Source organism: Paenibacillus sp. J22FR5 (assembly GCF_059691975.1).
This window is the reverse complement of record NZ_JCAUAN010000022.1, coordinates 22,276-47,256: the sequence shown is the minus strand read 5'-3', so window position 1 is coordinate 47,256 and position 24,981 is coordinate 22,276. Positions and strand designations below refer to the sequence as shown.

The 24,981-nt window shown below is 44.7% G+C and carries 19 protein-coding genes; 3 read left to right on the top strand and 16 right to left on the bottom strand.

What is annotated here, in order from left to right; translation table 11 throughout:
- The 3 genes from AC58P7_RS23440 to AC58P7_RS23430 all read right to left on the bottom strand — a co-directional run bounded on the left by AC58P7_RS23440 (window position 1) and on the right by AC58P7_RS23430 (window position 1,982).
- Entirely contained in the window at window positions 1-1,032 is a 1,032-nt protein-coding gene (locus AC58P7_RS23440) for a LacI family DNA-binding transcriptional regulator (protein WP_497347186.1), read from the bottom strand.
- 301 nt (window positions 1,033-1,333) lie between these two features.
- Window positions 1,334-1,477, bottom strand: a complete 144-nt coding sequence (locus AC58P7_RS23435) for a hypothetical protein (protein ID WP_497347184.1) — start codon at window positions 1,475-1,477, stop codon at window positions 1,334-1,336.
- Between the two features lie 127 nt (window positions 1,478-1,604).
- Entirely contained in the window at window positions 1,605-1,982 is a 378-nt protein-coding gene (locus AC58P7_RS23430; RefSeq protein ID WP_497347182.1) for a winged helix-turn-helix transcriptional regulator, read from the bottom strand.
- A 177-nt stretch (window positions 1,983-2,159) separates the two neighbouring features.
- Between AC58P7_RS23430 and AC58P7_RS23425 the strand changes: the two genes are divergently transcribed.
- Both AC58P7_RS23425 and AC58P7_RS23420 read left to right on the top strand, forming a co-directional pair.
- Window positions 2,160-2,864 (top strand): metal-dependent hydrolase, encoded by a 705-nt coding sequence (locus tag AC58P7_RS23425; protein ID WP_497347180.1) that lies wholly within the window; start codon window positions 2,160-2,162, stop codon window positions 2,862-2,864.
- Window positions 2,865-3,240: 376 nt separating this feature from the next.
- Complete coding sequence (locus AC58P7_RS23420; RefSeq protein WP_497347178.1) at window positions 3,241-4,290, top strand: zinc-binding alcohol dehydrogenase family protein; 1,050 nt, start codon at window positions 3,241-3,243, stop codon at window positions 4,288-4,290.
- A gap of 161 nt (window positions 4,291-4,451) precedes the next feature.
- Here the strand turns inward: AC58P7_RS23420 and AC58P7_RS23415 are convergent, their stop codons facing one another.
- The 6 genes from AC58P7_RS23415 to AC58P7_RS23390 all read right to left on the bottom strand — a co-directional run bounded on the left by AC58P7_RS23415 (window position 4,452) and on the right by AC58P7_RS23390 (window position 12,819).
- Window positions 4,452-5,522: an HD-GYP domain-containing protein gene (locus AC58P7_RS23415; protein WP_497347176.1), complete on the bottom strand. Its 1,071-nt coding sequence runs from the start codon at window positions 5,520-5,522 to the stop codon at window positions 4,452-4,454.
- A 59-nt stretch (window positions 5,523-5,581) separates the two neighbouring features.
- On the bottom strand, window positions 5,582-7,681 hold the full coding sequence (locus tag AC58P7_RS23410; protein ID WP_497347174.1) for a methyl-accepting chemotaxis protein: 2,100 nt from the start codon (window positions 7,679-7,681) through the stop codon (window positions 5,582-5,584).
- A 50-nt stretch (window positions 7,682-7,731) separates the two neighbouring features.
- Window positions 7,732-9,762, bottom strand: a complete 2,031-nt coding sequence (locus tag AC58P7_RS23405) for a methyl-accepting chemotaxis protein (protein WP_497347172.1) — start codon at window positions 9,760-9,762, stop codon at window positions 7,732-7,734.
- A gap of 15 nt (window positions 9,763-9,777) precedes the next feature.
- Window positions 9,778-10,227: a chemotaxis protein CheW gene (locus tag AC58P7_RS23400; protein WP_497347170.1), complete on the bottom strand. Its 450-nt coding sequence runs from the start codon at window positions 10,225-10,227 to the stop codon at window positions 9,778-9,780.
- Window positions 10,228-10,274: 47 nt separating this feature from the next.
- A complete protein-coding gene (locus AC58P7_RS23395; protein ID WP_497347168.1) occupies window positions 10,275-10,652 on the bottom strand; it encodes a hypothetical protein in 378 nt (125 codons plus the stop codon).
- A gap of 85 nt (window positions 10,653-10,737) precedes the next feature.
- Window positions 10,738-12,819 carry a chemotaxis protein CheW gene (locus AC58P7_RS23390; RefSeq protein WP_497347166.1) on the bottom strand — a complete coding sequence of 694 codons (2,082 nt, stop codon included), beginning with the start codon at window positions 12,817-12,819 and terminating at the stop codon, window positions 10,738-10,740.
- A 249-nt stretch (window positions 12,820-13,068) separates the two neighbouring features.
- Here AC58P7_RS23390 and AC58P7_RS23385 point away from each other — a divergent pair, with 249 nt between their 5' ends.
- Window positions 13,069-15,657, top strand: a complete 2,589-nt coding sequence (locus AC58P7_RS23385; RefSeq protein WP_497347164.1) for a winged helix-turn-helix domain-containing protein — start codon at window positions 13,069-13,071, stop codon at window positions 15,655-15,657.
- 32 nt (window positions 15,658-15,689) lie between these two features.
- On the opposite strand, the gene AC58P7_RS23380 is transcribed toward AC58P7_RS23385, so the two are convergent.
- Genes AC58P7_RS23380 through AC58P7_RS23350 form a run of 7 tightly spaced genes read right to left on the bottom strand, consistent with a single transcriptional unit; the run spans window position 15,690 to window position 24,788 of the window.
- Complete coding sequence (locus AC58P7_RS23380; RefSeq protein ID WP_497347162.1) at window positions 15,690-16,502, bottom strand: methyl-accepting chemotaxis protein; 813 nt, start codon at window positions 16,500-16,502, stop codon at window positions 15,690-15,692.
- A gap of 33 nt (window positions 16,503-16,535) precedes the next feature.
- Entirely contained in the window at window positions 16,536-16,895 is a 360-nt protein-coding gene (locus AC58P7_RS23375) for a response regulator (protein WP_497347160.1), read from the bottom strand.
- Window positions 16,896-16,898: 3 nt separating this feature from the next.
- The gene (locus tag AC58P7_RS23370) at window positions 16,899-17,366 is read right to left on the bottom strand and encodes a chemotaxis protein CheX (protein WP_497347158.1); all 468 of its coding nucleotides are present in this window, start codon (window positions 17,364-17,366) and stop codon (window positions 16,899-16,901) included.
- Between the two features lie 37 nt (window positions 17,367-17,403).
- Window positions 17,404-18,885, bottom strand: coding sequence for a methyl-accepting chemotaxis protein (locus AC58P7_RS23365; RefSeq protein WP_497347156.1), 1,482 nt, complete (start codon window positions 18,883-18,885; stop codon window positions 17,404-17,406).
- Window positions 18,886-18,919: 34 nt separating this feature from the next.
- Window positions 18,920-19,894, bottom strand: coding sequence for an HD-GYP domain-containing protein (locus AC58P7_RS23360; protein WP_497347154.1), 975 nt, complete (start codon window positions 19,892-19,894; stop codon window positions 18,920-18,922).
- The gene (locus AC58P7_RS23355) at window positions 19,891-22,620 is read right to left on the bottom strand and encodes a bifunctional diguanylate cyclase/phosphodiesterase (RefSeq protein WP_497347152.1); all 2,730 of its coding nucleotides are present in this window, start codon (window positions 22,618-22,620) and stop codon (window positions 19,891-19,893) included. The genes AC58P7_RS23360 and AC58P7_RS23355 overlap by 4 nt, the downstream gene beginning before the upstream one ends.
- A 23-nt stretch (window positions 22,621-22,643) precedes the next feature.
- Entirely contained in the window at window positions 22,644-24,788 is a 2,145-nt protein-coding gene (locus AC58P7_RS23350) for a putative bifunctional diguanylate cyclase/phosphodiesterase (RefSeq protein WP_497347150.1), read from the bottom strand.
- Window positions 24,789-24,981: the final 193 nt, after the last annotated feature.

Genomic DNA, 24,981 nt, shown 5'->3' with positions numbered 1-24,981 from the left:
CTAACCTCTCCTTCCAATGGAAAATGTTTGGGTCGATTGCCGGACAATTAACTTGGGCACAAGCTGCTTGGGATTCTCAATGTTCGGTTCCTGGCGGATGAGCTTGTCCAACAAGCTAAAAGCCTGAGTCCCCATTTCCTCTGTATTGACCCTGATGGTTGTTAAAGAGGGTGAAAACATAGCGGCAAAATCGATATCATCAAAACCTACAACCGCTACTTGTTCAGGAATGTGTACCGACTGCTCCAACATAAACTTCATGGCGCCTAGCGCTATCATATCGTTGGTGGCAAATAGCGATGTAAACCCGCCTGCACGAAACTGCTCCCAATGGGCGCGCATTAACTCATACCCTTCCCCGAAGGTGGAAGTCGAGGCCTGTAAGACCGATGATGATGGGATCGGAACCCCAATTCCTGCCATGTAATTCTTAAAACCTTTCAGCCTCAAATTGTGGCTCCGATGCGTCTGCGGCCCGGCAATCACGAAAATCTGACGATGCCCTAATTCCGTTAGGTATTCGGCGACCATCCGTCCGCCTTCCTCGTCTTGATTAACAATATGCATGACCCCGTCGACATCAGTGGAGCCATTGACCATCACATAGGGAACTCCAAAATTTGCGATATAATCAATGACGTTCTGCTGCAAGCGACTGATCAGGATCAGTCCGTCCACCCTTTTTTCCATCATAAAATCAGCTGAACGCAGCGACATCTCATGATCCGTCGTAACGAAAACAGAATAATTCAAGCTTGCAGCTGTCATTAAAATAGCGTCGAGGATTTTGCCGTAAAACGGATGGGACGCAATAGGATGATGTCGCCGATAAATCAGGACGCCAATGTTATGCGTTCTCTGTGAAACCATAGCCCTTGCCACTGCATTGGGCTTATATTGTAATTCCTTAATAAGCTGGAGCACCTTATCGCGTACCTCCAAGCTGGTATAGCCCTTACCAGAAATCACCCGCGACACGGTTGATTTAGATACACCGGTGCGTAGGGCAATTTCCTTAATCGTATGCTCCATGCTGCGACCCCATTTCTTTGTGTGAGACCGTTCCCACATATTTAATTTAACGTAGAACTATTATGTCTGTGTTAGCAACAGGATAATTAATTGTAAAGACAAAAAAGCTGACCCTAGGTCTTTACAACCTTCGGGACAGCCCAAATACTAAGATGAGGGGACTTGCACCAACTAGATAATGCGTGCCTCTGGGCACGCTAAACAAAAAAGAGCTGCTTCAGTGCAGCTCCTGCGCTATAGTTTTGCTTTAGCATAATGAATTATGTGGTACGATACGAATCTTCTATGAAATACGATTTAATTAATTCCTAATCATTTCTTCGCTGGCCAGCATGTCGATATGGGGTGTTCGTGCAAGAGTATCTCCATAGCACCCCATTCTAGGACTCGTATCCTCCAGGCTTATCCATAAGATATTTTTAGGCTGTTGCACTGAATTTGTCATTGGTAATGATTCCTCCCATTATCGTGTATTTTTCCTTGCCGCCATCGTTCTTCAATACAGTTTTTTCCTTCACTATGCTTTCAACTAGATTTAATAGACTGTACCGTAACCTCAGTCATTCGAAAATTCAATTTCCTTCCCCTTCCGACATTCTACTTTCGTTAAGTCTAATTTTATAAGTTCCCCCCCATGCCTTCATCGATAGGATGATCGGTTCCAAGGTCCTTCCAAAATCAGTAAGAGAGTATTCTACTTTGGGCGGAACTTCTTTATAAACTTCTCTGTGAATGATGCCATCCCGTTCAAGCTCCCGTAACTGATGCGTAAGCATGAACTGCGTAATTCCCGGATTGAAACGCCGGAGTTCATTGAATCTTTTCGTCCCGTCAATGAGATGATAGAGAATAATCCCTTTCCATTTCCCGCCGATGACATCAAGAGTTGTCTCCACAGGACATCCTTCTACGTTTGGATTTGAACCATATTTGTTTCTTCGATCGCCCATAACTCAGTCCCCTTACAAAGGTATTATTTTTCATACTATATACGAAAATTCTGCGTACTTCCTTAAAGTAATTATACATCATATAATTCAAATGTACGAAAAAACCATTTTTAAGGGAAGAATAGGATGAACGAATAGTAGTAATCAAATTGAAACGAAATAAAGGAGCGCAATATTATGAAAATCAAATATCATGGTCATGCCTGCATTCAAATCCATACCGGTGGGAAATCGCTCATCATTGATCCTTTCCTAAGTGGTAACCCCGCAGCCACAATCAAGCCAGAGGACATTATTACCGACGCCGTGCTGTTAACCCATGCCCATATGGACCATATTCTCGACGCGGCGCCAATAGCGAGCGCCAACAACGACGCGCCAGTCGTCTCTATCGTCGAACTCGCGTCCTACATGTCCTGGCAGGGCGTAAAAAATTCAATCGGCATGAACATGGGCGGCACGTTTGATCTCGGCTTTGCGAAGGCGAAGATGGTCCAAGCTTTCCACAGCTCGGGTATCGTCGTTGAGGAAACGAAACAGATTCTATATGCAGGTATGCCTGCTGGCTTCCTCGTGTTTGCCGAAGGCTTGACAATTCTGCATGCGGGCGATACATCCTTGTTCAGCGATATGAAAATGATCGGTGAGCGTCATCCGATCGACGTCGTTTTCCTTCCGATCGGCGACCATTACACGATGGGACCGGAAGATGCGCTCCAGGCGGCGGAATGGTACAACGCGAAGCTGACTGTTCCGATTCACCACAGCACTTTCCCGGGCATCACGCAGGATGAGAAACAGTTTGTAAATCAGCTTGAAGAACGGGGGTTGAAGGGCAAAGCGATGGCGCCCGGCGACGTACTTGAGATCGTAGGCCGCTAACAAAATACGTCGGTAAGAAGGTGACTCTTGAATTATTCAGAAGTCATCTTTTTATATTGCCCGTCGTTACCGTTCTTGCATCTTAATAACTGAACGGTCCTTTCACATACATCGTTAGGATCGATTGTGCTGGAGAATTTCTAAGGATTCACCTCGTGAAATTACGAACATTGTTGAAATAACAAATCGAGTAGGCCCATGCGCAATTGCATGGGCCTCTCACAGTTCCGGAGGTGCGGGTCATCGCATCCGGACCCTCCATGATTATAGGTATGATATTTCATACTATATACGAAAATTCTGCGTACTTCCTTAAAGTAAGTAAACAGCATATACTTCAATTGCACGAAAAAACCATTTTGAAAGGAAGAAAAATATGAGCAATCACCACAAAATGAAAGCAGTCGGTGCTTACCGATATCTCGCTTTATCCGATCCGGAGAGCCTTGTTGATCTGTATATAGAAAAACCGATTCCTACTGGTCGTGATCTACTGGTAGAAGTAAAAGCCATCTCTGTTAACCCTGCCGACTTGGGTGTTCGGGAGAACAACAACTATGAAGAAGAATCACCCAAAATTCTTGGTTGGGATGTAGCTGGGATCGTGGCACAGGTTGGACCTGAATGTCACTTGTTTAAACCTGGAGATGAGGTATATTATGCAGGAAGTGTGGCTCGCCCAGGGGGGAATAGTGAGTTTCACTTGGTAGATGAACAAATTGTGGGATTCAAGCCGAAGAGTTTGGATTTCGCTCAAGCAGCCGCTTTACCGCTCACCTCGATTACTGCTTGGGAAGGCTTATTTGATCGTTTAGGAATCAGTCATAGCGTAGAAGATAACAAAAATAAAAGCTTACTCATTATCGGTGCAGCAGGAGGAGTAGGATCGATTACTACTCAACTTGCCAAATTAGCAGGTCTAACTGTAATTGGTACTGCTACACGCCCAGAGTCAATCCAGTGGACTAAACATCAAGGCGCGGATTTTACAATCAACCACAATAACCAGTTTGCATCACAGCTCAAGAGCATTGGATTTGAGACCGTTGATTATATATTTTGCTTAAATGACACCGTACAACATTTAGCGAATATGGCAGAAGTCATAGCTCCCCAAGGCAAGATTTGTTCTATCGTTCCTGCAGATAAGGTTTCTTGGGCGGGAAGCTTGGCTATGGACTTGTTCTTTTCTAAAAGTATCACGTTTGTATGGGAGCTTATGTTTACCCGATCATTGTTTCAAACCAAAGATATGATTAAACAACACGATCTACTGAATAAACTGGCTAATTTAATCGATAATGGACAATTGAAAACCACTTTAACTGAACGCATAGAACCAATAAATGCAAAAAACCTACGAGTCGTACATGAAAAAATGGAAACGGGAAGATCGATAGGAAAGATTGTGTTGGAAAATTTCTAATACATCTTTTTCGATAAATCCCTGGTTCTCACTTCTGATTCCTGCATGAACATCTCGTCATAATAATGTTAAAGCGGATAAGGAGCGTTTGCTACTGCGTGTAACATCTGACTCAATCTCTTTCACGTTAGCATAAAAGACATCGATTTGTCTTATTTACTTCAACCAACTGCGACGATCATTACATTTAATTTTTTGGATAAATCAATCTCGTAAGGAATGATCACTTGGCCAACTTCATCCTCAAACACACGAACAACCGGACGGTATGGAGCAGAGACGTTCAAATCGACGACGACTCCCGTTTCTCCCGTATCCAACGTCACGGTGACACCAATCGGGTAGATGGCGACTTTATCGCGAAACAACGATAGTTTTTCATGATCATACAGCTCTCCTGCTCCTGTAAACAAAATCTCCATAGCCTGATGCGGCAGCATGGGAGCCCGGTAAACCCGATGAGTAGTCATCGCATCGTAGGAATCGACCAAGCCGATCCATCGTGCATATTCGTGAATGTCTGTTCCGGATATACCACGCGGGTATCCGCCGCCGTTGATTCTTTCGTGATGCTGATAGGCACAATGGGCGACAAGAATGGGAATGTTCGGTTCATCCTTCAGCAAGAGATATCCGTATTCCGCGTGTTTGGTTATTGCTAAAAACTCTGCATCCGTAAGTTTTCCTGGTTTCCTCAAAATATCCAGAGGAACTTTTGTTTTTCCGATATCATGAAGTAATGCTCCTAAGCCCAGAACCATTAACTCTTCCTTAGAATAGCCATGGGCTAGTCCGAGCATCGTCGTATAAATGCACACATTGAGTGAATGCTGGAACAAATAATGATCGGTGATGCTTAAATTCGTTAGCATAATCATGGCGTCCTTATGGCGGCTTAAATCATCAATAATATCCTTCATAAGTGGACGAAATGACTTACCAAATTGCACCAAACGCTTATTCCCGGCATCATTCATCAATTTTTTAAAAGTAGTCTTAACCTCTTGAATCGTACGAATTCTCGTTTCTTCGCTAATGATATCTTCGATTATTATATCTTCCGTTCGTGGGTCATGGATGTACACATAATCAATACCATAATGGGACAGTCTTTCAATTAAACTGGTCGTCAATTCCATGCCGACGGAAAGTAACACATGACCATTTTCATTATGAATGTGTCTGGCCAATTTCATCCCCGTATGGCAAGACCTGAGCGGTAATAACCTCATGTTTCACCACGCCCCCTTTATTCGATAAAAGTGCCATGTTGCATTATAGCAGAGTTCGGTTAAAATTTGAATTTCGTCATTTCCCCCAACAGATCTTGCGCCATTTGAGCCAATACAGCAGAAGCAGCCGTAATTTCTTCCATTGCAGCTAACTGTTCTTCGGAAGAGGCTGCCACCCCTGCGGAATGGTTCGCGGACATTTCGGAAATACTTACGATCTTCTCAATCGATTCCACCATAGTCTGCATATTGCTATTCATATGTTGTATGGCCTCGGTTACTTTTTGCGTTTGTACTGAAGTATCGTTCACAGCACTCCATATATTGCGGAAAGTCGAATCGGCATCTTCAATGCATTGTATTCCCTGTTTCGTCGAAACACTTCCTTCTTTAACAACAGATGATGCAAGTGTGGAACTTTGCTGTATCTCTTCAATAATACGTTTGATCTGATCTGTAGAATCCGACGTTTGCATGGCCAATTTTCTAATTTCACCGGCAACTACAGCGAATCCTTTACCCGCTTCCCCTGCCCTTGCGGCTTCAATGCTGGCGTTCAAAGAAAGTAAATTAGTTTGTGTGGAAATTTGGGTAATGAAAGAGATGATTCCCCCAATATCTGCGGCTTTCTGCGCAAGTGTACCGACTACTTCCTGCAACTGCTGCGATTGGCTATTCATTGATTCCATCTGATTTTTCGCTTTTTTCATCATTTCATTGCCCTCGTCGGCTGTGCTCGAGGAATGTGCGATCGACGAGTTAACCTTCGCGAGAGTATCGGTGATTAAATCCATTTGTGAAGCCATACCCAACGTTACTTCACGTATTTCTTCTGTTTGCCTCATTTGGTTATTGGCCCCATCGGAAACATCTAGAATTAATGTCGTCACTTGTTCATTTGCTTTACTGCATTCGCTTGAGCTAGCTGTTAGCTGCTGTGAAGTTGCGGCAACTTGTTCTGCAGTTTCCGACACGCTGCTTAGCATGGTTCGCAAATGGTTGGTCATGGACATCATATCGCCGGCCAGCGCAGTGACTTCTTTGTTTGATTTAATGGACAAGTCCGTTTCGGAAAGGTCGCCAGCAGCAATTCGGTTCGCTGCCCGTTGAAGTCTTTGGAGGGGGTGAGCGATCAATCTGGCGATAAAGAACCCTAGAAGAATCACTACAGCAATAATCATGGCTCCAACGAGGATCATTCTCCATTTCAACGTATCTGTATAGCTTTGCAGCTCACTTTTATTGAGAACAGCGGCCATTTTCCAACCTGTTGATTTAGAAGTAAAAAGGATGACGTACGAAGGCTTCCCTTCCATGTTCATTTCAAAAAATCCACTGCTTTGCTTCATTAATGAAGAATAGTCAGATATTTCGAACGAAATGGGCTGCTTTGTTTTCGTCGTAACAGCCGTCCCGTTGTTTAACTGCTCCAAAGTAGAGAACGTCGTTTCGCTATTCGGATGGGCGAGCACGGTTCCTTTTTCGTCAAACATGAACACATAACCGGTTTCGCCAATTTTGATATTTTTCACAATCTCCGATAATTTAGCTAGACTACGGTCTAGTCCCATGACCCCAATGATATTACCCTGCGCGTCTTTTACCGTAGTCGTTGTGCTGACGATCGTCGAAATCCCGGTTGGACTATCATAGCTGTAAGGAGCAGATCGTTTGTTACCTTCAGGATCTTTGATGGATTGCTGATACCAGGGACGTTCGCGAGGGTCATAGCCACCCTTCATCGGATCGTTAGGCCATTGAATGTAGCCGCCATCTTTAGTCCCCATATATACATAGGTAGTATCCGGATGGTATTTCGCATAGCGATCGAACTCACGATAAATATCTCCTTCAATGCCGCGACTCTGCTCTTGTTTCGGTTCGATATGATCACCCTTTTTATCGAAAAAGGTCGTTACCGTTTTGTCCGCTTTTGAGGCAACAGACATATGAGCTAGAAACTGTAAGTCCTCATCAATGCTTTTATACATCGTACCGAAGGTGTTATCTACTTGCTCAAGCTCCTTTTGTACAGAGTTGGAAAGCTCATCCTTCAGTAATCCACGAGAGTATTGATAGCTGATAAACCCCAGCAGTACTAACGGAATTAGTGCGATCAAAGAAAGGAGAAGCATAAGCTGCATTTTCATTGATTTCATGTGTGGACATCCTTTCAGTTTTACGGTGTATATTCAATTTAAGTCATGATTCAGTTCAATTTAAATTTCTCTACTAATCCTTGAAGCTCCCCTGCCATGTGTGTCAATGCTGAGGATGATGATGAAATCTCCTCCATAGAGGCCAGTTGTTCTTCTGCTGCAGCAGACACATTTTCAGTCCCAGATGCCGTTGTTTGTGCGACTTCGGCGATCCCTTCAATTGCTTTTACAACTTGCGTTGCTCCTGCTGATATTTGTTGGGTGGCAACGGTTACCTCTTGCACCTGGCTGCTCACCTCATCGACGTAACGTTCAATCTCAGAGAATAAGCCGCCTGCCGTTTGCACGACTTCTATTCCCACATGTACTTCGTTTGTTGCCGATTGCATCGATTCCTGAGCTTTGTCGATCTCCCCCTGAATGGCATGAATCAGAGTCGAAATTTGTTCTGCCGATTTAGAGGATTGCTCAGCAAGCTTCTTCACTTCACCCGCCACTACGGCAAATCCGCGTCCGTGTTCGCCCGCTCTGGCCGCTTCAATAGCCGCGTTCAGCGAGAGCAAATTCGTTTGCTGAGCGATTTGCGTGATCGCTCCCGTGATTTGGCCAATCTCTTGGGAAGTATCGGCCAGTCGGGTAATAACCTGCGCTAATCCGTCGACCGAGCCGCTGATAGAGCTCATTTGTCCTACGGCAGTCTGTATCGCACGTCCGCCTTCCGACGACTTTTCTGCCGCCTTCGTTGTCGTGTCGGCGACCGACTGCGTACTAGCCGCAATTTCCTGGATTTTCTCAGATACCTCATGGATCGTCTTGGCGCTTTCCACTACGGTATGAACCTGCTCATTGGCTCCATCCGCCATCTGTTCTACGACTCCCGCAATATGTTCGGTAGCCTTGGCGGTCTGCTCTGCGCTTGCTGAAAGCTGCTCCGAAGAAGCAGCCAATAGATTGGATGATTCGCTGACTTCAACTAGGACGGATCGCAGCGAATCCACCATAAGGTTAAAGCTGGCTCCAAGCTGGCCGAATTCGTCTTTCGACTTGATATGCGCCCGATGGCACAAATCGCCCTCGCTGATTTTCCGGGACGTATCGTTTAAAACACGGAGCGGAGATGTAATGGAACGAACAATAACGAACACGATGACTACCCCTGCAAGCATGGCTATAGCAATCACAAGTAATGTTCTTTTGAAAATAGGAGCTGCTTCTTGTGTCACTTCATCTTGATACCAGCTTGCCGATATTTTCCATCCGGTTGATTTATTCGTTGTAAAGAACTGTGTTTTGGCTTTTCCATCGAAGGGACTTATGTACTCAAGTTCACCTGAATCGGAAGCAAATATACGATCAATCAGTGCCCCTTTGTTTACGTCTCCAATTTTTGCTACAGGATGAACCAAAGTTTTTCTTTGTGCGTCTATGATTGATACAAATCCTTTATTGCCTATCTGGGTTCCTTTTACGAGATCAGCCATCGATTTCAGGCTAAGATTCACTCCCACAACACCATGATCGTCATATACTGTCTTTGCTATGGTCACCGTGAGATTATTTGTTGCCAGCGATACGTACGGTTCCGAAATGATGACCTTCCCTTTGCTCTCTATAGCTTGTTTATACCACGGTCTTACCCTTGGATCATAATCAGGAGGGTTTTTGATCGTAGTTGGAAAAACCACATGTTCCCCTTCATCTGTTCCCACAGTGACAGCGTCTAACTCGGGATGAAGTTGTTCATACTTGTCGAGCATTTCTTTGAGTTTCGGCTCTCCGTTCCCCTGTTTCGAGCCGATCACTCCTGCGGATACTTGTTCCGCCAAGAAATCAACATCCTTCAGTTGAGCTTCTATTATTTGCGTAATCGTTTGATTCAGCAAATCAAGATTACCAGAAGCGGTCCGCTTAAATTGGTCATCCACTCTGCTTTTGGCTGTATTGTAAGAAATCCCGCCGATTGCTAGGCTGGGGACAAGCAAAATGACCGCGAAAGCAAGGATCAGTTTGCTTTTAACCAATCGGAGCTTGGACAGTACTGAACGGACATTGAATCGGGACGACCGTAGTTTTTTTTTCATTTTAAAAGCCTCCTTTTATATGTGTTCAATGATCTCACTTTTACTCAAGACCTCTTGAAGGTTCAACAAAATAAGCAAACGGTTGCCGCCGACTTTGGCAATGCCTTGTAGGTACTTCGCCTTAATCCCGCCGACAATTGCAGGCGGGTCGTCAATATGATCCGAGTCGATGTCAATAACATCGTTAGCAGAATCGACAATCAATCCCACCTCAATATCCTCCACGGCAACAATGATAATCCTTGTGTTATCCGTATATTCGCTTTCCGTGAAACCGAAACGCCCGCGCAAATCAATAACAGGCGTAACCACGCCACGCAGATTGATGACTCCTTTTATGAATTCGGGCGCTTTAGGAACAGTAATCAATGGCTGTATCCGCTCAATGGTTTTTACTTTTTCCACTTCCACACCGTATTCTTCTTTTCCTAGAGCAAACACGATCACTTTTTTATCCTCTGACATCAATAAACCCTCCCTGGTAATCAATTTACTTCTGCTATAGAAACCCCTTAACCACCAATTCGAATTTTACGGTAAATAGCGATAAAAGTGAGCACATCGATACGCTTCCCCATTTTTTTCGCTATTCTCGCCATTTTAACTAACGTGGTCCAAAACTCATTCAGAACTTGAGATTCAAGATCCGTTTCTTTGGATGATTGATTGAAGTTATTTTTGTAAGATCCTCCTTCGTCTGATATGAGGTATTGAATTTGTTGTCTATTCCACTGTTCGTCGGTTACATAACTTAAGCCGATATCTCGCATTTTCTTGCGTACCGATGTAACTGGTCGAGATAACTCTCTGGCAATAACCACAGGTGGGCACTCGGCGGATAGTCGGATCAGTTTTTCTAATTCTTGTGAAGACCATGGTTTTTTTGTCATCTAAACAACCCCATTTCTTTAATCTGTAAGTGTTGTAATTGCTGATAATTCGATAATCGGAATGACAACACCGTCCCTAGCATCATTATTTAATTAATGCGTTCGTATCAATGATCAAAGCGACTTGCCCGTCCCCAAGAATCGTAGCGCCGGAAATAGCGAATAGATTGGTCAAATAGCTCCCGAGCGATTTCAGCACGATTTCCTGCTGACCGATGAATTCATCGATCATTAATGCAGCAATATTCTCACCATTGCGGATAATGACCATTTCCTTCTCGGCTTCGTTAGCCTCGTTATAATCCGGCATCTCGAATACTTCGCTCAAGGAGATAACCGGAATGACCATGCCCCGGAACTCAATCATTCGGTTGCCGTGAATATGGCGAATTTTCGATTGCTCTACGGCTGACGTTTCCACGATCGAAGATAAGGGTATCGCGTATTTCTCGTTTCCAAGACGGATCAGCATCGCAGAAATGATCGACAAGGTCAGTGGCAGCTGTACAGAGAACTTCGAGCCATGGCCCAGTCTCGATTCTACGGAGACATGTCCACCTAACGATTGGATCTTCGTCTTTACCACATCAAGGCCGACGCCGCGACCGGAAATGTCGGAGATTTTGTCCGCTGTACTGAAGCCAGATTCAAAGAGCAGCTGAGCGATTTCGTTTTCAGTCATTTTAGAAGCTTGATCTTGTGTGATAAGGCCGTTTTTCAACGCGCGCTGCAGCACTTTTTCATGATGAATCCCTGCTCCGTCTTCCTCCACTTCGATAAATACGTGATTCCCGCTGTGAAAGGCGCGCAAGTGCACTGTACCGGTTTCGTTTTTTCCAGATGAGACGCGTTCAGCAATCGATTCGATACCATGGTCAACCGCGTTTCGGAGAAGGTGGACCAGCGGGTCGCCGATTTCATCTATTACGGTGCGGTCAAGCTCCGTTTCTGCTCCTGAGATCACCAGATCGACTTTCTTATTTAAGGTTTTCGCTACGTCCCGTATCATGCGGGGAAATCTGTTAAATACCGAATCTACCGGCACCATGCGCAGTTTCAATACAATGTTTTGCAAGTCGCCGCTGACGCGTGACATATGTTCAACCGTTTCGCTTAATGCGCCATGTCTTACTTCACTAGCCAATTGCTCTAAACGACCACGATCGATTAACAGCTCGCTGAACAGATTCATGAGTGCATCCAACCGCTCAATATCAACACGGATTGTTCGATTGGTCACGGGAGTTGTATTTTGCTGCACTGCCGCTGCGCCTTGCTTACGTCCAGCTTCCAAGTCAGGGGCCACTGCCGCTGAAGCGGATGCAAATTCTTGCTTGGCTGCTTCCATTTGAGCGTTAAATTCCGACGTTACCGAGCTAGATATAGACCCACGGACCATTTCGGCAAGAGAGCCTTTGTCCACTTGTACGATATTTGCGGCCTCGATCTCGGATACACCCAGAATCTCTTTCTCAAGCGCTTCTTTATCGACTTTCGAACTATAATAAACCGAAATTGAACGATCAAATTTCTCTAGCTCAATATCCTGTACAGATGGGGTTGATTTGACGATCTCACCATGAAGGTCAAGTACGTCGAATACCATATAGGCTCTTGCTGCTTTCAAGACACAATCTTCTCGTAAGCTGACTTCGATGAAAAAGACCAAATGGCCTGAGTCAATAGACTGCTGGAGGACGGAATACTGGTATTGGTCGACTTCCAGTCCTGAAACGCTTTTGCTGGCTGTTACGGGAGCTGAAGAAGTCTCCGCTTGTTTGTGATAGCCGCCAGTGACGATCGATTTCAAAGCCACAACGATCTCGGCGACATCGGCTTTTCCCGTACCGCCTTGAACAATGTCTTCCACCATCGTTTCGAGCGAATCCAAACTCTTAAAAATACAATCAAAAATAAACGGATCCATGTCCAATTTATGGTTTCTTACAAGATCGAGCACATTTTCCATTTCATGAGTCAAGGAAGCCAAATCCTCAAAGCCCATTGTCGCTGACATTCCCTTCAAGGTGTGAGCGGAACGAAAAATATGATGGACGATGCCTATATCCTGAGGATTAATCTCCAGGCTCAACAAATTTTCGTTCATTGCCTGCAAATGTTCCTTCGACTCCTCGATGAACATAGACAAATATTGACTTAATTCCATTACGTATACCTCCAAGGGCTCAAATTAACCTAGATTTATATGAAACTCCGATATTGTAGGTTTTGGGTTCCAAGAACTAGTTCTCTGGTTCTATATCCGAAAATAATATCATTTTTACAGAGAGAGTATAATTAACTAAAGTTAGGTCAATTGAATTTTTGTCGAAATATGTCTATACTTTGATGTAATTACTGGAATCGTCAATCGATTATTACATAAAAATGGCAACGTGTTGTTAGGAGGTATTCTATGACTGATCATCTGAACGGACACGAAGTACTGCAGTCCAAGTTAAAAATACCGCCCTTACGCCAAGAGTTTGTATATCGTCCTCAAACCGCCTCTCTCTTGAACGAATCATTAAGCCGTAAATTAACAATCATCTCCGCTCCGGCTGGATTCGGTAAAACGTCGTTTGTCTGTGAATGGCTTCTTGGGTGTCCTTCCAAGGCAGCATGGTTGTCCCTCGATGCGGCCGATAATGATCCGGTTCGTTACTGGAATCATTTCCTATCCGCTTTGGAACAAGTTGCACCAGAATATTTCCTACGTACTAGAGCATGCATACAAACACGGGGATTGAATATCTCCGAGCCCCTTATGGTTCCATTATTGAACGAGTTGAGTATGTTAAAAGACCCCATAGTACTCGTACTGGACGATTTTCATTTGATCAACTCGGAGGACATCCATCAGGCAATGGCCTATTTGATCCACCACCTTCCTCGTAGCATGCCTATCATTTTGCTTACAAGGGATTCGGTTCCTCTCCCACTGCAGCGTTTGAAAATCAAGCAAGATCTGTACGAAATCGGTAGAGAACAGCTCTGTTTTAAAGAAGAAGAGATCAAGCAACTATTTTCCATTATGGGGGCAGGTATCTTAACGGAGACAGAATTGGATGGAGTGAACCAGCTAACCGAAGGATGGATTGCCGTATTGTGCGTAATCGCAGCCCAAGCTAGCAGTACTCCTGGGTTAAAATACCTAGACACCCTCGATCCGTACCTTTTACAAGTCTTCGATTATTTGTATGAAGAACTGCTTTTGACAATGGATAGCAAATTACAGTCTTTTTTACTTCGCACCTCAATAATCGACCGTATGTGCCCAGAACTATGCAATGAATTAACTAGACGCAATGATTCTCGAACGCTGCTGGCTCATCTGGAACGCTCAAATGTCTTTATCACGCTGATCGAACCTTCAGAGAAATGGTACCGATATCATTTGCTATTTCACGAATTTTTACATGATCAATTAAAAAAACAATTTCCGGAAGAAATTCGAATCCTTCACGAGAGGGCAGCAAAATGGTTTGCTTCCAAAAAGCTGATGAAGGAAGCCATCGAGCATTCGATTGCCAGCTCCAACTGGAACTTGGCGGCAGAATGGCTCAGTGAGCATGCTCCGGCTTTTTTACAAGATCATCTGGTCTCTACGATTGAGTATTGGCTTCGCCAAATACCTGAGATGGTTTTCCCTCTATATCCAGAGCTTTCGATCGTTCGATCCTGGACTTATCTGATAACCGGAAAAAATGAACTTGCTTTATCTGACTTGAAAGAGCTTACCTGCAAGTTGAGTGATGTAACGGAGGAATCTCCCTTACGCAATCGCCAGTTGGCTGTAGAAATGTATCTTATTGAAGCACTTATAGCCATGCGTGCGCAAAATATGGAGGAAGCGATTAATTGCGCCAGAAAAACCATTCTATTGTATCCTGTTGTATCCAATTATTATCATATGATTACTGAAGTGTTTATCAATAGTGAGCTATTCATATACCGGACACGCGGTTTTAATGGCCGTTTGAGTAGAGCTTTTCAATTTTACACAAAAATTCGTGAGATGTGTGAAAAGGTAAACAACCCAAGGTGGCAGTATTATGCATCATCACTGGCTGAGATTGCATATGAGAAGAACTTGTTTCCCGACGCATTATATTATTCGGATATTGGCGCCAGCCTTGGCTATGATAGAAAGATACCCAGCACTTTCATTCGCGCAATGTTAGTCCGTGTACGGATCATGAAGATCATTCAATCTCCCGATGGTTTCCATACAGAGTGGCGAAGACTGGAAGAAGGCATGAAGCATATCGGTGCCGACGCACAATGGCAGCATTTAATTATCGCTTTTCAGGTGCGGGAAGCATTAAAGGAAGGAACAAGCAGCATTGTTTCGGAATGGGAACAGGTTAACCGTTTGGCGGAAAGGGATGCTTTATCCGTTGCCCGGGAATACGAATACGGCACATTAATTCGTGTATTCCTTTGGCAAAACAAGCTAGAGGAAGCGGAAAGACTGATTCATAGCTTCCGTGCGTTAATGGCAGTGGAAGACCGGTTTGCGAATCTGTTGGAATTGGACCTTCTGCAGGCGGTGCTTTTCTGCAAGAAAGGAAACGTACGCCAAGCGCTTGCCATGTTGGACAAGACCATAGCATTGGCGGCACCCGAGGGGTTTATTCGCCTTCTCCTGGACGAAGGGTACGATGTCATCCACTTACTGTTCAAGTTAGCGAAGCTCCCGCGTGCTATTCAATCGCCAAATGCTTCCTATCTGCAGCTATTACTTGATGCGGCACAAGAATACGCTATTGTTCAAGAGAATGACCAACCCGCAAACGAGAGGTTGCCTGAAGCACTCACTCAGCGTGAGCTTGACATTTTGAATTGTATCAGTCGAGGAATGACCAATTTTCAAATCGGGGAAAGGCTCGGTCTTTCCGAAGGTACCGTGAAAGTATACAACAACCAGTTGTTCACTAAACTTGGTGCACGGAATCGAACTCAAGCCATCAAACGCGCCAGAGAGGCAGGAATCTTTTTGTAGTACGTAAAAATACAGGTTTCATATCAATGATCTCATAGCTTAAATTTATCAACTAATTCTTGCAGTTCCCCAGCCATGTGGGTCAGAGCAGCAGACGAAGATGAAATTTCCTCCATAGAAGCGAGCTGCTCTTCGGCGGCGGCAGACACGTTCTCGGTCCCAGATGCGGTTGTTTGCGCCACGCTTGCGATTCCTTCAATGGCATATACGACTTGCGTCGTTCCGGTTGAAATCTGCTGAGCAGCGGTCGAAACCTCATCTACCTGGCTGCTTACCTCATTGACAAAGCGTTCAATCTCGGAGAATAAGCCGCCAGCCGTATGAACGACTTCCATGCCATGGCCGACTTCCTTTGTTGCCGATTGCATGGATGTCTGAGCTTTTCCGATCTCATCTCGAATAGCATGGATAAGGGCCGCAATTTGCTCCGCTGATTTGGAGGATTGCTCGGCTAGCTTTTTCACTTCGCCCGCTACCACGGCAAATCCACGTCCGTGTTCGCCCGCTCTTGCCGCTTCAATGGCCGCGTTCAGCGATAACAAATTCGTTTGTTTAGAACCAATCGCTCCGGCGGATATTTCTTGAGCCACGTAATCAATGTTCTTCAATTGGGCTTCTATCATCTGCGAAATGGTTTGATTCAGCAGCTTCACATTCGCTGTAGCAGCCAGCTTCATTTGGTCTTCTACTTTATTTTTTGCCGTCGTATAAGAAATCCCGCCGATAGCTAGACTTGGAACGAGCAGAATGACTGCGAAAGCCAGGATCAGTTTGCTTTTAACTAGTCGAAACTTGGATAATACCGCGAGGACATTAAATTTAGACAATCGTTGTTTAAGTTTCATTGCGTACAATCTCCTTATTACAAATGACTTATCTTAACCTAATGCCTTCTTAATCGCTTCAAGCACTCTGTCTGCCTGAAACGGTTTAACAATAAAATCTTTGGCACCCGCCTGTATGGATTGAACAACCATTAATTGCTGTCCCATTGCTGAACACATAACGACCTTTGCCTTCGGATCGTCTTGCTTGATTTGTTTCAAAGCATCAATGCCCTCCATCTCCGGCATAGTGATATCCATCGTCACCAAATCGGGCTTTAATTTACGATATTGCTCAATGGCTTCAATGCCATTGGCGGCCTCGCCAATAACCTGATGGCCGCCTTTTGTAAGGATATCCTTTAACATCATTCTCATAAATGCCGCATCGTCTACTACCAGAATATTCGCCATCTTTTATACCGCCTTCTCTTCTTTTAATAATAAAATGATGTTCATTTCACCAACCTGGTCGATAGACAAGGGAACAGAAATGGCCTTTTCAAAACCAAACAGTTTCATCTGACCTTCCATAATGGTCGGGGGAGTAATATCCACCTTCCGCCCCTTCTGCGAAATCAATGTACATATGCTTCCAGCCACCATATTCGCGATTTCCCCTACAAAACTATGCAGCATCTCACCTTCCAGAGCCATACCGAACATGGTCTCCCCCAGCTTTCCAAACGACTCCCCATGCCCATCTATCAGCATCCGTCCAGCAATATCACCGGTAAAACCCACCAACACACACATACCGGTTCGCAAAACTTTTTCACTGTATAAAAAAGGCGCTCCAATCGTGACGGGTACATGCATGACTTGTTTCACGGAATCAATGGTGCATGCCAGTAGATCACTTACATTTTCATTAAATGAGATCATTTTCATTTTCCTCCTTGAGTGCCTAAAACACTGACAGTTACTGTTTGTTTTCGATCAACAGTACTTTCATTGCCAGATCGTTTTGCCGAATCAAAGTCAGCACTTGATTGTTTTGCTCCAGCAGCATGTGTACGGTAGCGGAAAGCTGTTCTAAAGCGGCGGTCGCCTGCTCGTTAATAGCTGCGAAGCTTCCTGTCGACTCCTCGATCGAGACGGAGGATGTACGGATAGCACTCATAAGATCGATATGGTCATCAGCACGCCGGCCAATCTCCTGAATCGAATCGTGAATGCGCATAAACATTTGCTTAATTTCCATCGATAAGGTGCTGTTACTTATTAGTTCCGTGGTATGTCGTATACTGACCTGCACATGCACGGCGCTTCCGTTCACTTCCGACAGCACGTGCTTAATTTGTGACGCTGCTTGGCCGGCCGTTTCGGCCAGTTTGCGGATTTCGGTTGCCACTACCCCAAATCCTCGCCCCTGCTCGCCCGCTCTCGCCGCCTCGATGCTGGCATTAAGTGATAGCAAGTTGGTCTGATTGGCAATTTCCTGGATCGTGGAGTTGAAGCCGGAAGCTTCATCGATTTTGCCGACCAAATCCTCGATATTGGACTCCGTGGAGGTAAAGAACTCCTGAAGTGCGGTTGTGGTATGATGCAGCTTTTCCACCGTTTCCCTGCCAGTCTTTGCTGCCGATCTCGTCTCCTGAATTTCTGTTCCAATCTCGCCCAGCGATTGAAACATTTGCTCCAGCATCTGATTAGCCTTCTGTACAGACTCGCTGATGGATAGCGTGGATTCCGCCTGATTGGCCGCCCCTTCGGCGATTTCCTGAAAAGCCAGATTCATCTCCTTGAACGATGCGCCGCTTTCTTCGCTTTTTTGCGTAATCGCAGACATATTCTTAGAGAACTTCTCGACATTCTCTTCGAGATTCTCTCCTTGTTTCTTTTGTGCCTCCAGCAATCGAGATGTCTCGATCTGTGCATTGAACATTTTTTGCTGGATGATGCCTGCTTGTCTTACCAAGGTAAAAAGCATAACGCTCAATAATACAACGGTGATTACGTAGGAAAATATCAAGTCTGTCCCAATAGCTGCTTTTATAGCTTTGGATATAAACATAGCATATACCATCAAAGAGGTTGAAATTGCGATTCCCGAAAGAAGCAATATTTTGTCCAAATACATAGCAGCCAGAACGATTATAAAAAACAAGCCGAAAGGAGTACCGGGTTTCGGCAGAGTTATCAAGGAAAAAAGGAGCTGGCCTGAAACGCTGAAAATGGCAATATACGGCAATAATTCAGTGAATTTTCGTTTATAATGGCCGAAAACAAAGATCCCTAGCGCTAATACGCTTAACACTAAAAACGCGATTTTTTGTACTGCTGTGTAATTGGGTGTAAGAATACCGAAGCAATACAAAAGAATAACCACCACGTACAATTTAGAAACGACCCCATTTTTAACGTGTAAATCTTCTTTTCGAAATGTTTTCAAAATATCCATCTTTATACCATCTCCCTGTTCTCTAATCAGCTTTTTAAACATTGCTTGCAATCATGATCGTAGGCAGATCGGCTAACGAAATTTCTTCACCCGTTGCCAAATAACGAATAAATGGTCTCTGCATATGATGCTCAATACGAGTTACAATCGCTTCACTCCCGTCAAGCAAACTCACCTTTATGCCCGGCGGATAAATGGGGACTGCCTTAACAAATGCACCAATTACATCTTGCGAATACGTTCTGCCGTTTTGACCCATAATCACCTCAAGAGCTTCATGAGGCGGCATCTGCCCATCAGATACCAAGTGATCGTACATATTGGCAACGGCACAAACTTGTGCAAACTCATGAAATGCATTTCCGGATATAGACCGGGGGTATCCTGTGCCATCCAGGGTTTCATGATGCTGATATGCGACATGTGCGGAAAGCAAACTTATCTCTCGTATATTGCGCAATATTTGAAATCCGGCCTCCGGGTGCGCTTCAACCCTTTTTTCTTTGGCTTTTCCGATGTCGTGAAGAAGGCATCCTACCAACAGGTCCCTGAGCTTTAGATCATTGTATCCGAGTTGTTTCCCCATTTGCAGCGACATGATCGCCACGTTTACAGCGTGCGCATACATGTTTAGATCACTGGTTACGGTAGATGAGGGAATGCCTATAACGATCGGGCGCAACGACGCTTCGACCAAAAGCTTGCCTGCGCTTTGAAATATTTTTTGCACGGGAATGGGTTTATTCACTAAAACAGCATCAAAACACTCCTTCACACATTCAACGATATCCATCCAGGTTGGCATATCGAGCATTTCATCCATTGTAATGCCTTTCGATACGGCATCCTCCACAATCAAATAGGAGATCCCCATTTCTATTAAACGATCCAGATATTTGGGATGAATCGTATGTCCCGCTGCCAAAAGGATCCGGCGCTTCGCGTCGAAAACCGGCTTGGCTAACTGCATGCTTTGCTCTTGATATTCTCTAATTTGAATCAATCTCATGGTATTTGATCTCCTTGTTTAAAAGTTATTAAGTTAGATTGGAGTTTGTGCGCCATCTCTTTAGCTGATAAAGGCTTGCTATAAAGAAACCCCTGGGCGTGCTCGCATCCGTTATGAAGCAGAAATTCTTGTTGATGCTCCGTTTCAACGCCTTCCGCGATCACTTCCAAGTGTAAATTATGGGCCAGAGAAATAATCATCTTCGTAATCGCCATATTGTTACTATCCATGTAGAGATCTCGTATAAAAGATTGATCTATTTTCAAAGCGCTGACTTCGAAGTTCTTCAAATAATTTAACGACGAGTACCCTGTACCAAAGTCATCAATGGAGACATGAACGCCCATTTGTTTTAACTCTTGAAGTTTTGTGATGATTTTCTCTTCATGATTCATTAGGGCGCTTTCCGTAATCTCAACTTCCAGTAGCTCTGGAGTTATTCCCGTTTCCGATAAGATTTCGCTCAGTCTGGAAACAAATGAATCCTGAAGAAACTGCTTCGCTGATACATTTACGGCAATCCGCAACGGGGGAATGCCTTCTTCCTGCCACTCGTTATTTTGACTGCACGCTTTCCTTATCACCCACTCACCAAGCGGTACGATGAATCCTGATTCTTCTGCCAGTGAAATAAAATCGTTAGGCGGGATGACTCCCATAACCGGATGGTGCCACCTGATGAGAGCCTCCACACTTTGAATCGTTCCGGTCTTTAATTCGATTCTCGGCTGGTAGTGAAGAACGAATTGATTTTCAGCTAAAGCTTTATGAAACTGAGTTTGCAAAATAAACTTATCGTACTTTTTATCGTCGTAGGAAGAAGTGTACACTTTCACGTTGTTCCTTCCCTCCGATTTCACCTGGTACATGGCGGTATCAGCTTGTTTCATCAGTACATTCGCCGTTGATCCATGATCGGGATAGATGCTGATGCCCATACTCGCTGTGATTCTTACCTCATGCTCCAAAAGTGAAACAGGCTCTTGAAGGCAAGCCATAACGCTCTTTGCTGCGTTCAACGCCTCTTCTTTCGACTGAACGTTTCTGAGCAGAATCGTAAATTCGTCCCCGCCATTTCGGGCGAGAATTTGCTCTTCCTTGAGGCACCGTTTCATCCGGTTTGCCACTTCGATAAGAAGTTGATCCCCTGTATCGTGTCCAAGCGAATCATTCACCCATTTAAATTGATCCAGATCAATGTACAACAACGCAATTTTCTGTTGCGCCTGTTCAGCTTCTTTGATGCAAACATGAAAAAGCTCAGCAAATTTGGCTCGATTGTATATTTCTGTCAATGTATCGTAGAACGCCAGTTTGCGAATCTTTCTTTCGGATTCTTTCCGTTCAATGGCCAGAGAAGCAAGATGGACAAAGGCTTCGATTATTTTATACTCATAAGCATTCAGCCTCTCGGATTTTTGAGAAAATAAGGAGTACGCCCCTATAACCTTGTTATCAAAAGATAAGACCGGAAAAAACCAACAGGATTTTATGCCATGCGTTTCAAATGTTTGTTTGAATAGAGAACGCTCCCACAATGGATCGCCCAATATATCGTCAATCAACACCGGTTTCTTCGAAAGTACGGCTTTGCTCGCGTACATATTCGCGTGGTCGATAGGAATGCCATCAATAGCATGAATATACGAATCAGGAAATCCCGGAGAGGCTCCATTGGTAAAAATGCGCCGATCTTGGTTAATTAGCATGATGGAACAAAACCGTCTCGGCAGCTTGGCATTCGTTTGTTCCGCTATTTTCCGCAAGATTACCGATAAAGGCTTTCCAAGAGCAAGCAAGCCAAGAACTTCATTCTGGGCTTCTATCATGGCTTCCGCACTTTTACGCTCTGTCACATCAATTGAGATCCCATGTATGGCGGTTACTTTACCTTCCTTGTCCTCTTCCCGTCTCAATTGCGTCTGAATCCACCGCATTTCCCTTGTTTGCCCATGAAAAATACGGTATTCAACCAAATGCTGATTCCCACTGTAAAAATACTCTTGCGGGATATGCCGATCATCCGGATGTACGATATGATAAAAACTGCTCGTATGGTATGCGTCTTCCTGGGAAATGCCAAACACCTTCTCTGTCCCCTCTGAAATAAACAGCAGCTGTTTCGTTTCAAAATTCCTGGCCCAAAGAACGATATCCAGACGATCCAGCGTATCGTACAAAGTCGTTCTGGTTTGTAAAAGCTCCTGTTCGGTTTTCTCTCGCTCCGTAATATCTTGAACCACGCCAAAAACATGCGTACATTCATCCGTATCATTCATCAGCCAGATTCCTTGGGCCATAACATGCCGAGGCTCCCCGTCCGGACGGGAAATTCTGCCCGTAAATTCAAACGGTCTCTTAACTTCTCTTGCCGCCAAAATTTCTGCATAAAATGCCTCTACATCGTCAGGGTGAATAGCCTCTTTGATGATTTCTTCGGAAAGCTTTGTCTCCGGAGCGATTCCAAAAATCCGGTAATACTCTTTGGAACCCGTCATTTCTCTGGATGACAGGTCTATTTCCCAATTGCCGATATGGGCAATCTGCTGCGCATGCTCCAGGTCACGCTGCTTTCTGCGCAACTGATCATTATCGCTGTTCTTTTCTGCTCTCTCGACGAACGGATAGGCATCGACAATTGCCGTTTCTTGATTGCGGACTTGAATGTTTTGATAAAAGAATTTGCTTTTGACATATGATTGTAAGAGACACCATAAACCTTTCATTGGTTACTCCTTCTCTGTATTTCTCAGGAAATAATGGCTGTTTGACTGTTACCCTCATCGCGAGCTGGTTCCAGCCACTTCTCCAAATCCTCTGGAGGAACCGGCTTACTAAAATAATATCCTTGAATTTCATCGCAATCTCGATCCTTCAGAAAATCGAGTTGTTCCTTCGTCTCTACGCCTTCGCAGATTACCTTCAACCCTAGATTGTGGGCAAGTGTGATAATGGCGGTAACAATTGCCGCATTGTCCTGATTGCTCGCTGCATCCTTCACGAATCCTTTGTCAATCTTCAGTACATCGAGCGGAAAGCTTCGTAGGTAGCTAAGACTTGAGTATCCTGTGCCGAAATCGTCGAGCGCAATGCTCAGACCTTTTTTCTTCAGCAGATGCAGCGTATGGCTCGATAACTCAGGCGTTTGCATGATGCAGCTTTCCGTCAATTCGAGCTCCAAAAGGGCGGGATTTATTCGGAACTCCGTAATGATGTTCTGAATACGAACGATTAGGTCTTTATTCTGAAATTGGCGGCTGGACAGATTGACCGAAACAGGTTTCGGACGAAAGCCTTTTGCCTCCCATACTTTGATCTGCCGGCATGCCTCCGTCAACACCCATTCGCCGAGCGGTACAATTAAACCCGTATCCTCCGCCACTCCAATAAATTTATCAGGCGGAATCATCCCTTTTTCCGGATGGTTCCAGCGGATCAGTGCCTCCACCCCGGCTAATTTCCCGCTTCGCGTTTCGACTTTCGGCTGATAGAACAACACAAGTTCGTTCCGTTCGATTCCCTTACGCAAGTCATTCTCCAAAGAAAGACGTTCGAGCAGCTTCCCGTTCATATCCTCGGTATATATATGCAGGCGATTGCCTCGTTCCTTCGCGACGTACATGGCGGTTTCGGCATTTCGCATCATCATGTCCGCATCCGTCCCGCCGATCGAATAGATGCTTGCCCCGATGCTTGACGTTACATACAGCTCGTATTCCTTCACTACAATCGGTTGAGCGAATACGGCATGGATCGCTTCCGCCTTCCGCAACACATCCCCCGGTGATCGGACATTTTGTATCAATACCATAAATTCATCTCCCCCGGGACGGGCCAAAAAGTCATCATTGTCCAAACAGCCTGACAACCGCTCCGCAAATCGCAGCAGCAGTTGATCGCCTACGTTATGCCCAAGACTGTCATTCACATTTTTGAATCTGTCAATATCCAGAAGCATCACCGCTGTAGACTGAGATTGCCCGGGAAGTTCGCTCAGTATTTGCCGAAGCCGTTCTCTAAACTGCATAATGTTCGGCAGCCCGGTCAGCGAATCGTGATAGGCTTGATACCGCAGCTCCTCCTGATGACGACGGAATTGCCGCTCTTCGAAATAGTACACACGTACCATGAAAGCCACGTTCAAGACTAATAGGATAAAAAATAAAATCCCAATAATGCCCAGCCGGGACAAAGCTATGTTTTTCACAAACAACTCTCCGTCAAAATCAAGCCCCAGCACAGCATCCTGGCGTCCGTTCGAATCAAAGATCGGGACAAACGCGCTTATCGTCTTCCCCCACTGATCCTCAGTCACTTCAGACTGGAATGTAAGTTTGCCATGAAAAGCTTCATCCAGCTCCAAAATCCGTTCCTCGTAAACGGTTCCGATGGGAACCCTGTATTCTTTATCTTCATCAATGTATCCATTGCGGTTATAATCCGTTTCTGGTCCGAGAATGAACACTTTTTGTCCGTCCCCCAGCCTGCGAAGGGTGTAAATGCTGTTTATTTGGCGGTTCAGACGCATCCAGTCGATCATGGTTGTCATCATATGCATGTATTGCGGGTCATTCGCCGCTGTGATTACACCGATCTTCTCATGCCCCAGCTTCGACAACTCATAAGCCAGAATCGGCGCATTGCCGACCAATGTATCTCTTGTACGTTCGTATTCCCGCTTCTCTGCATTGTTGACGAAGAACCAGCCTCCGCACAACAACCCAGCCGTAATGATTGCCATCGCAACGGAAGCAGTACGCAAACCGCGTCTATCACGCCAAGATTGCCAATACTTATACATAAATTTATTCATCCCTAGCAGGACAAGCATCATCACTAAAACAAACAAAGCATAATCCCAGTTATTGCCGATAAATCCATTCAGTGTAAACATTCGAATTCCCCCTTGGATACAAAACCCAATTATACCAATCAACATATGTCATAAGGTATTAAGAACTAGTTCTAAAGTTGTACATCAAAAAGATTTTACCATTTTTTCGCTCAAAACTAAATTAACTAAAGTTAGTTAACGTCAGTTAACATTGAATAATTGTCGAAATATGTCTATAATTAGAGGTAAACAC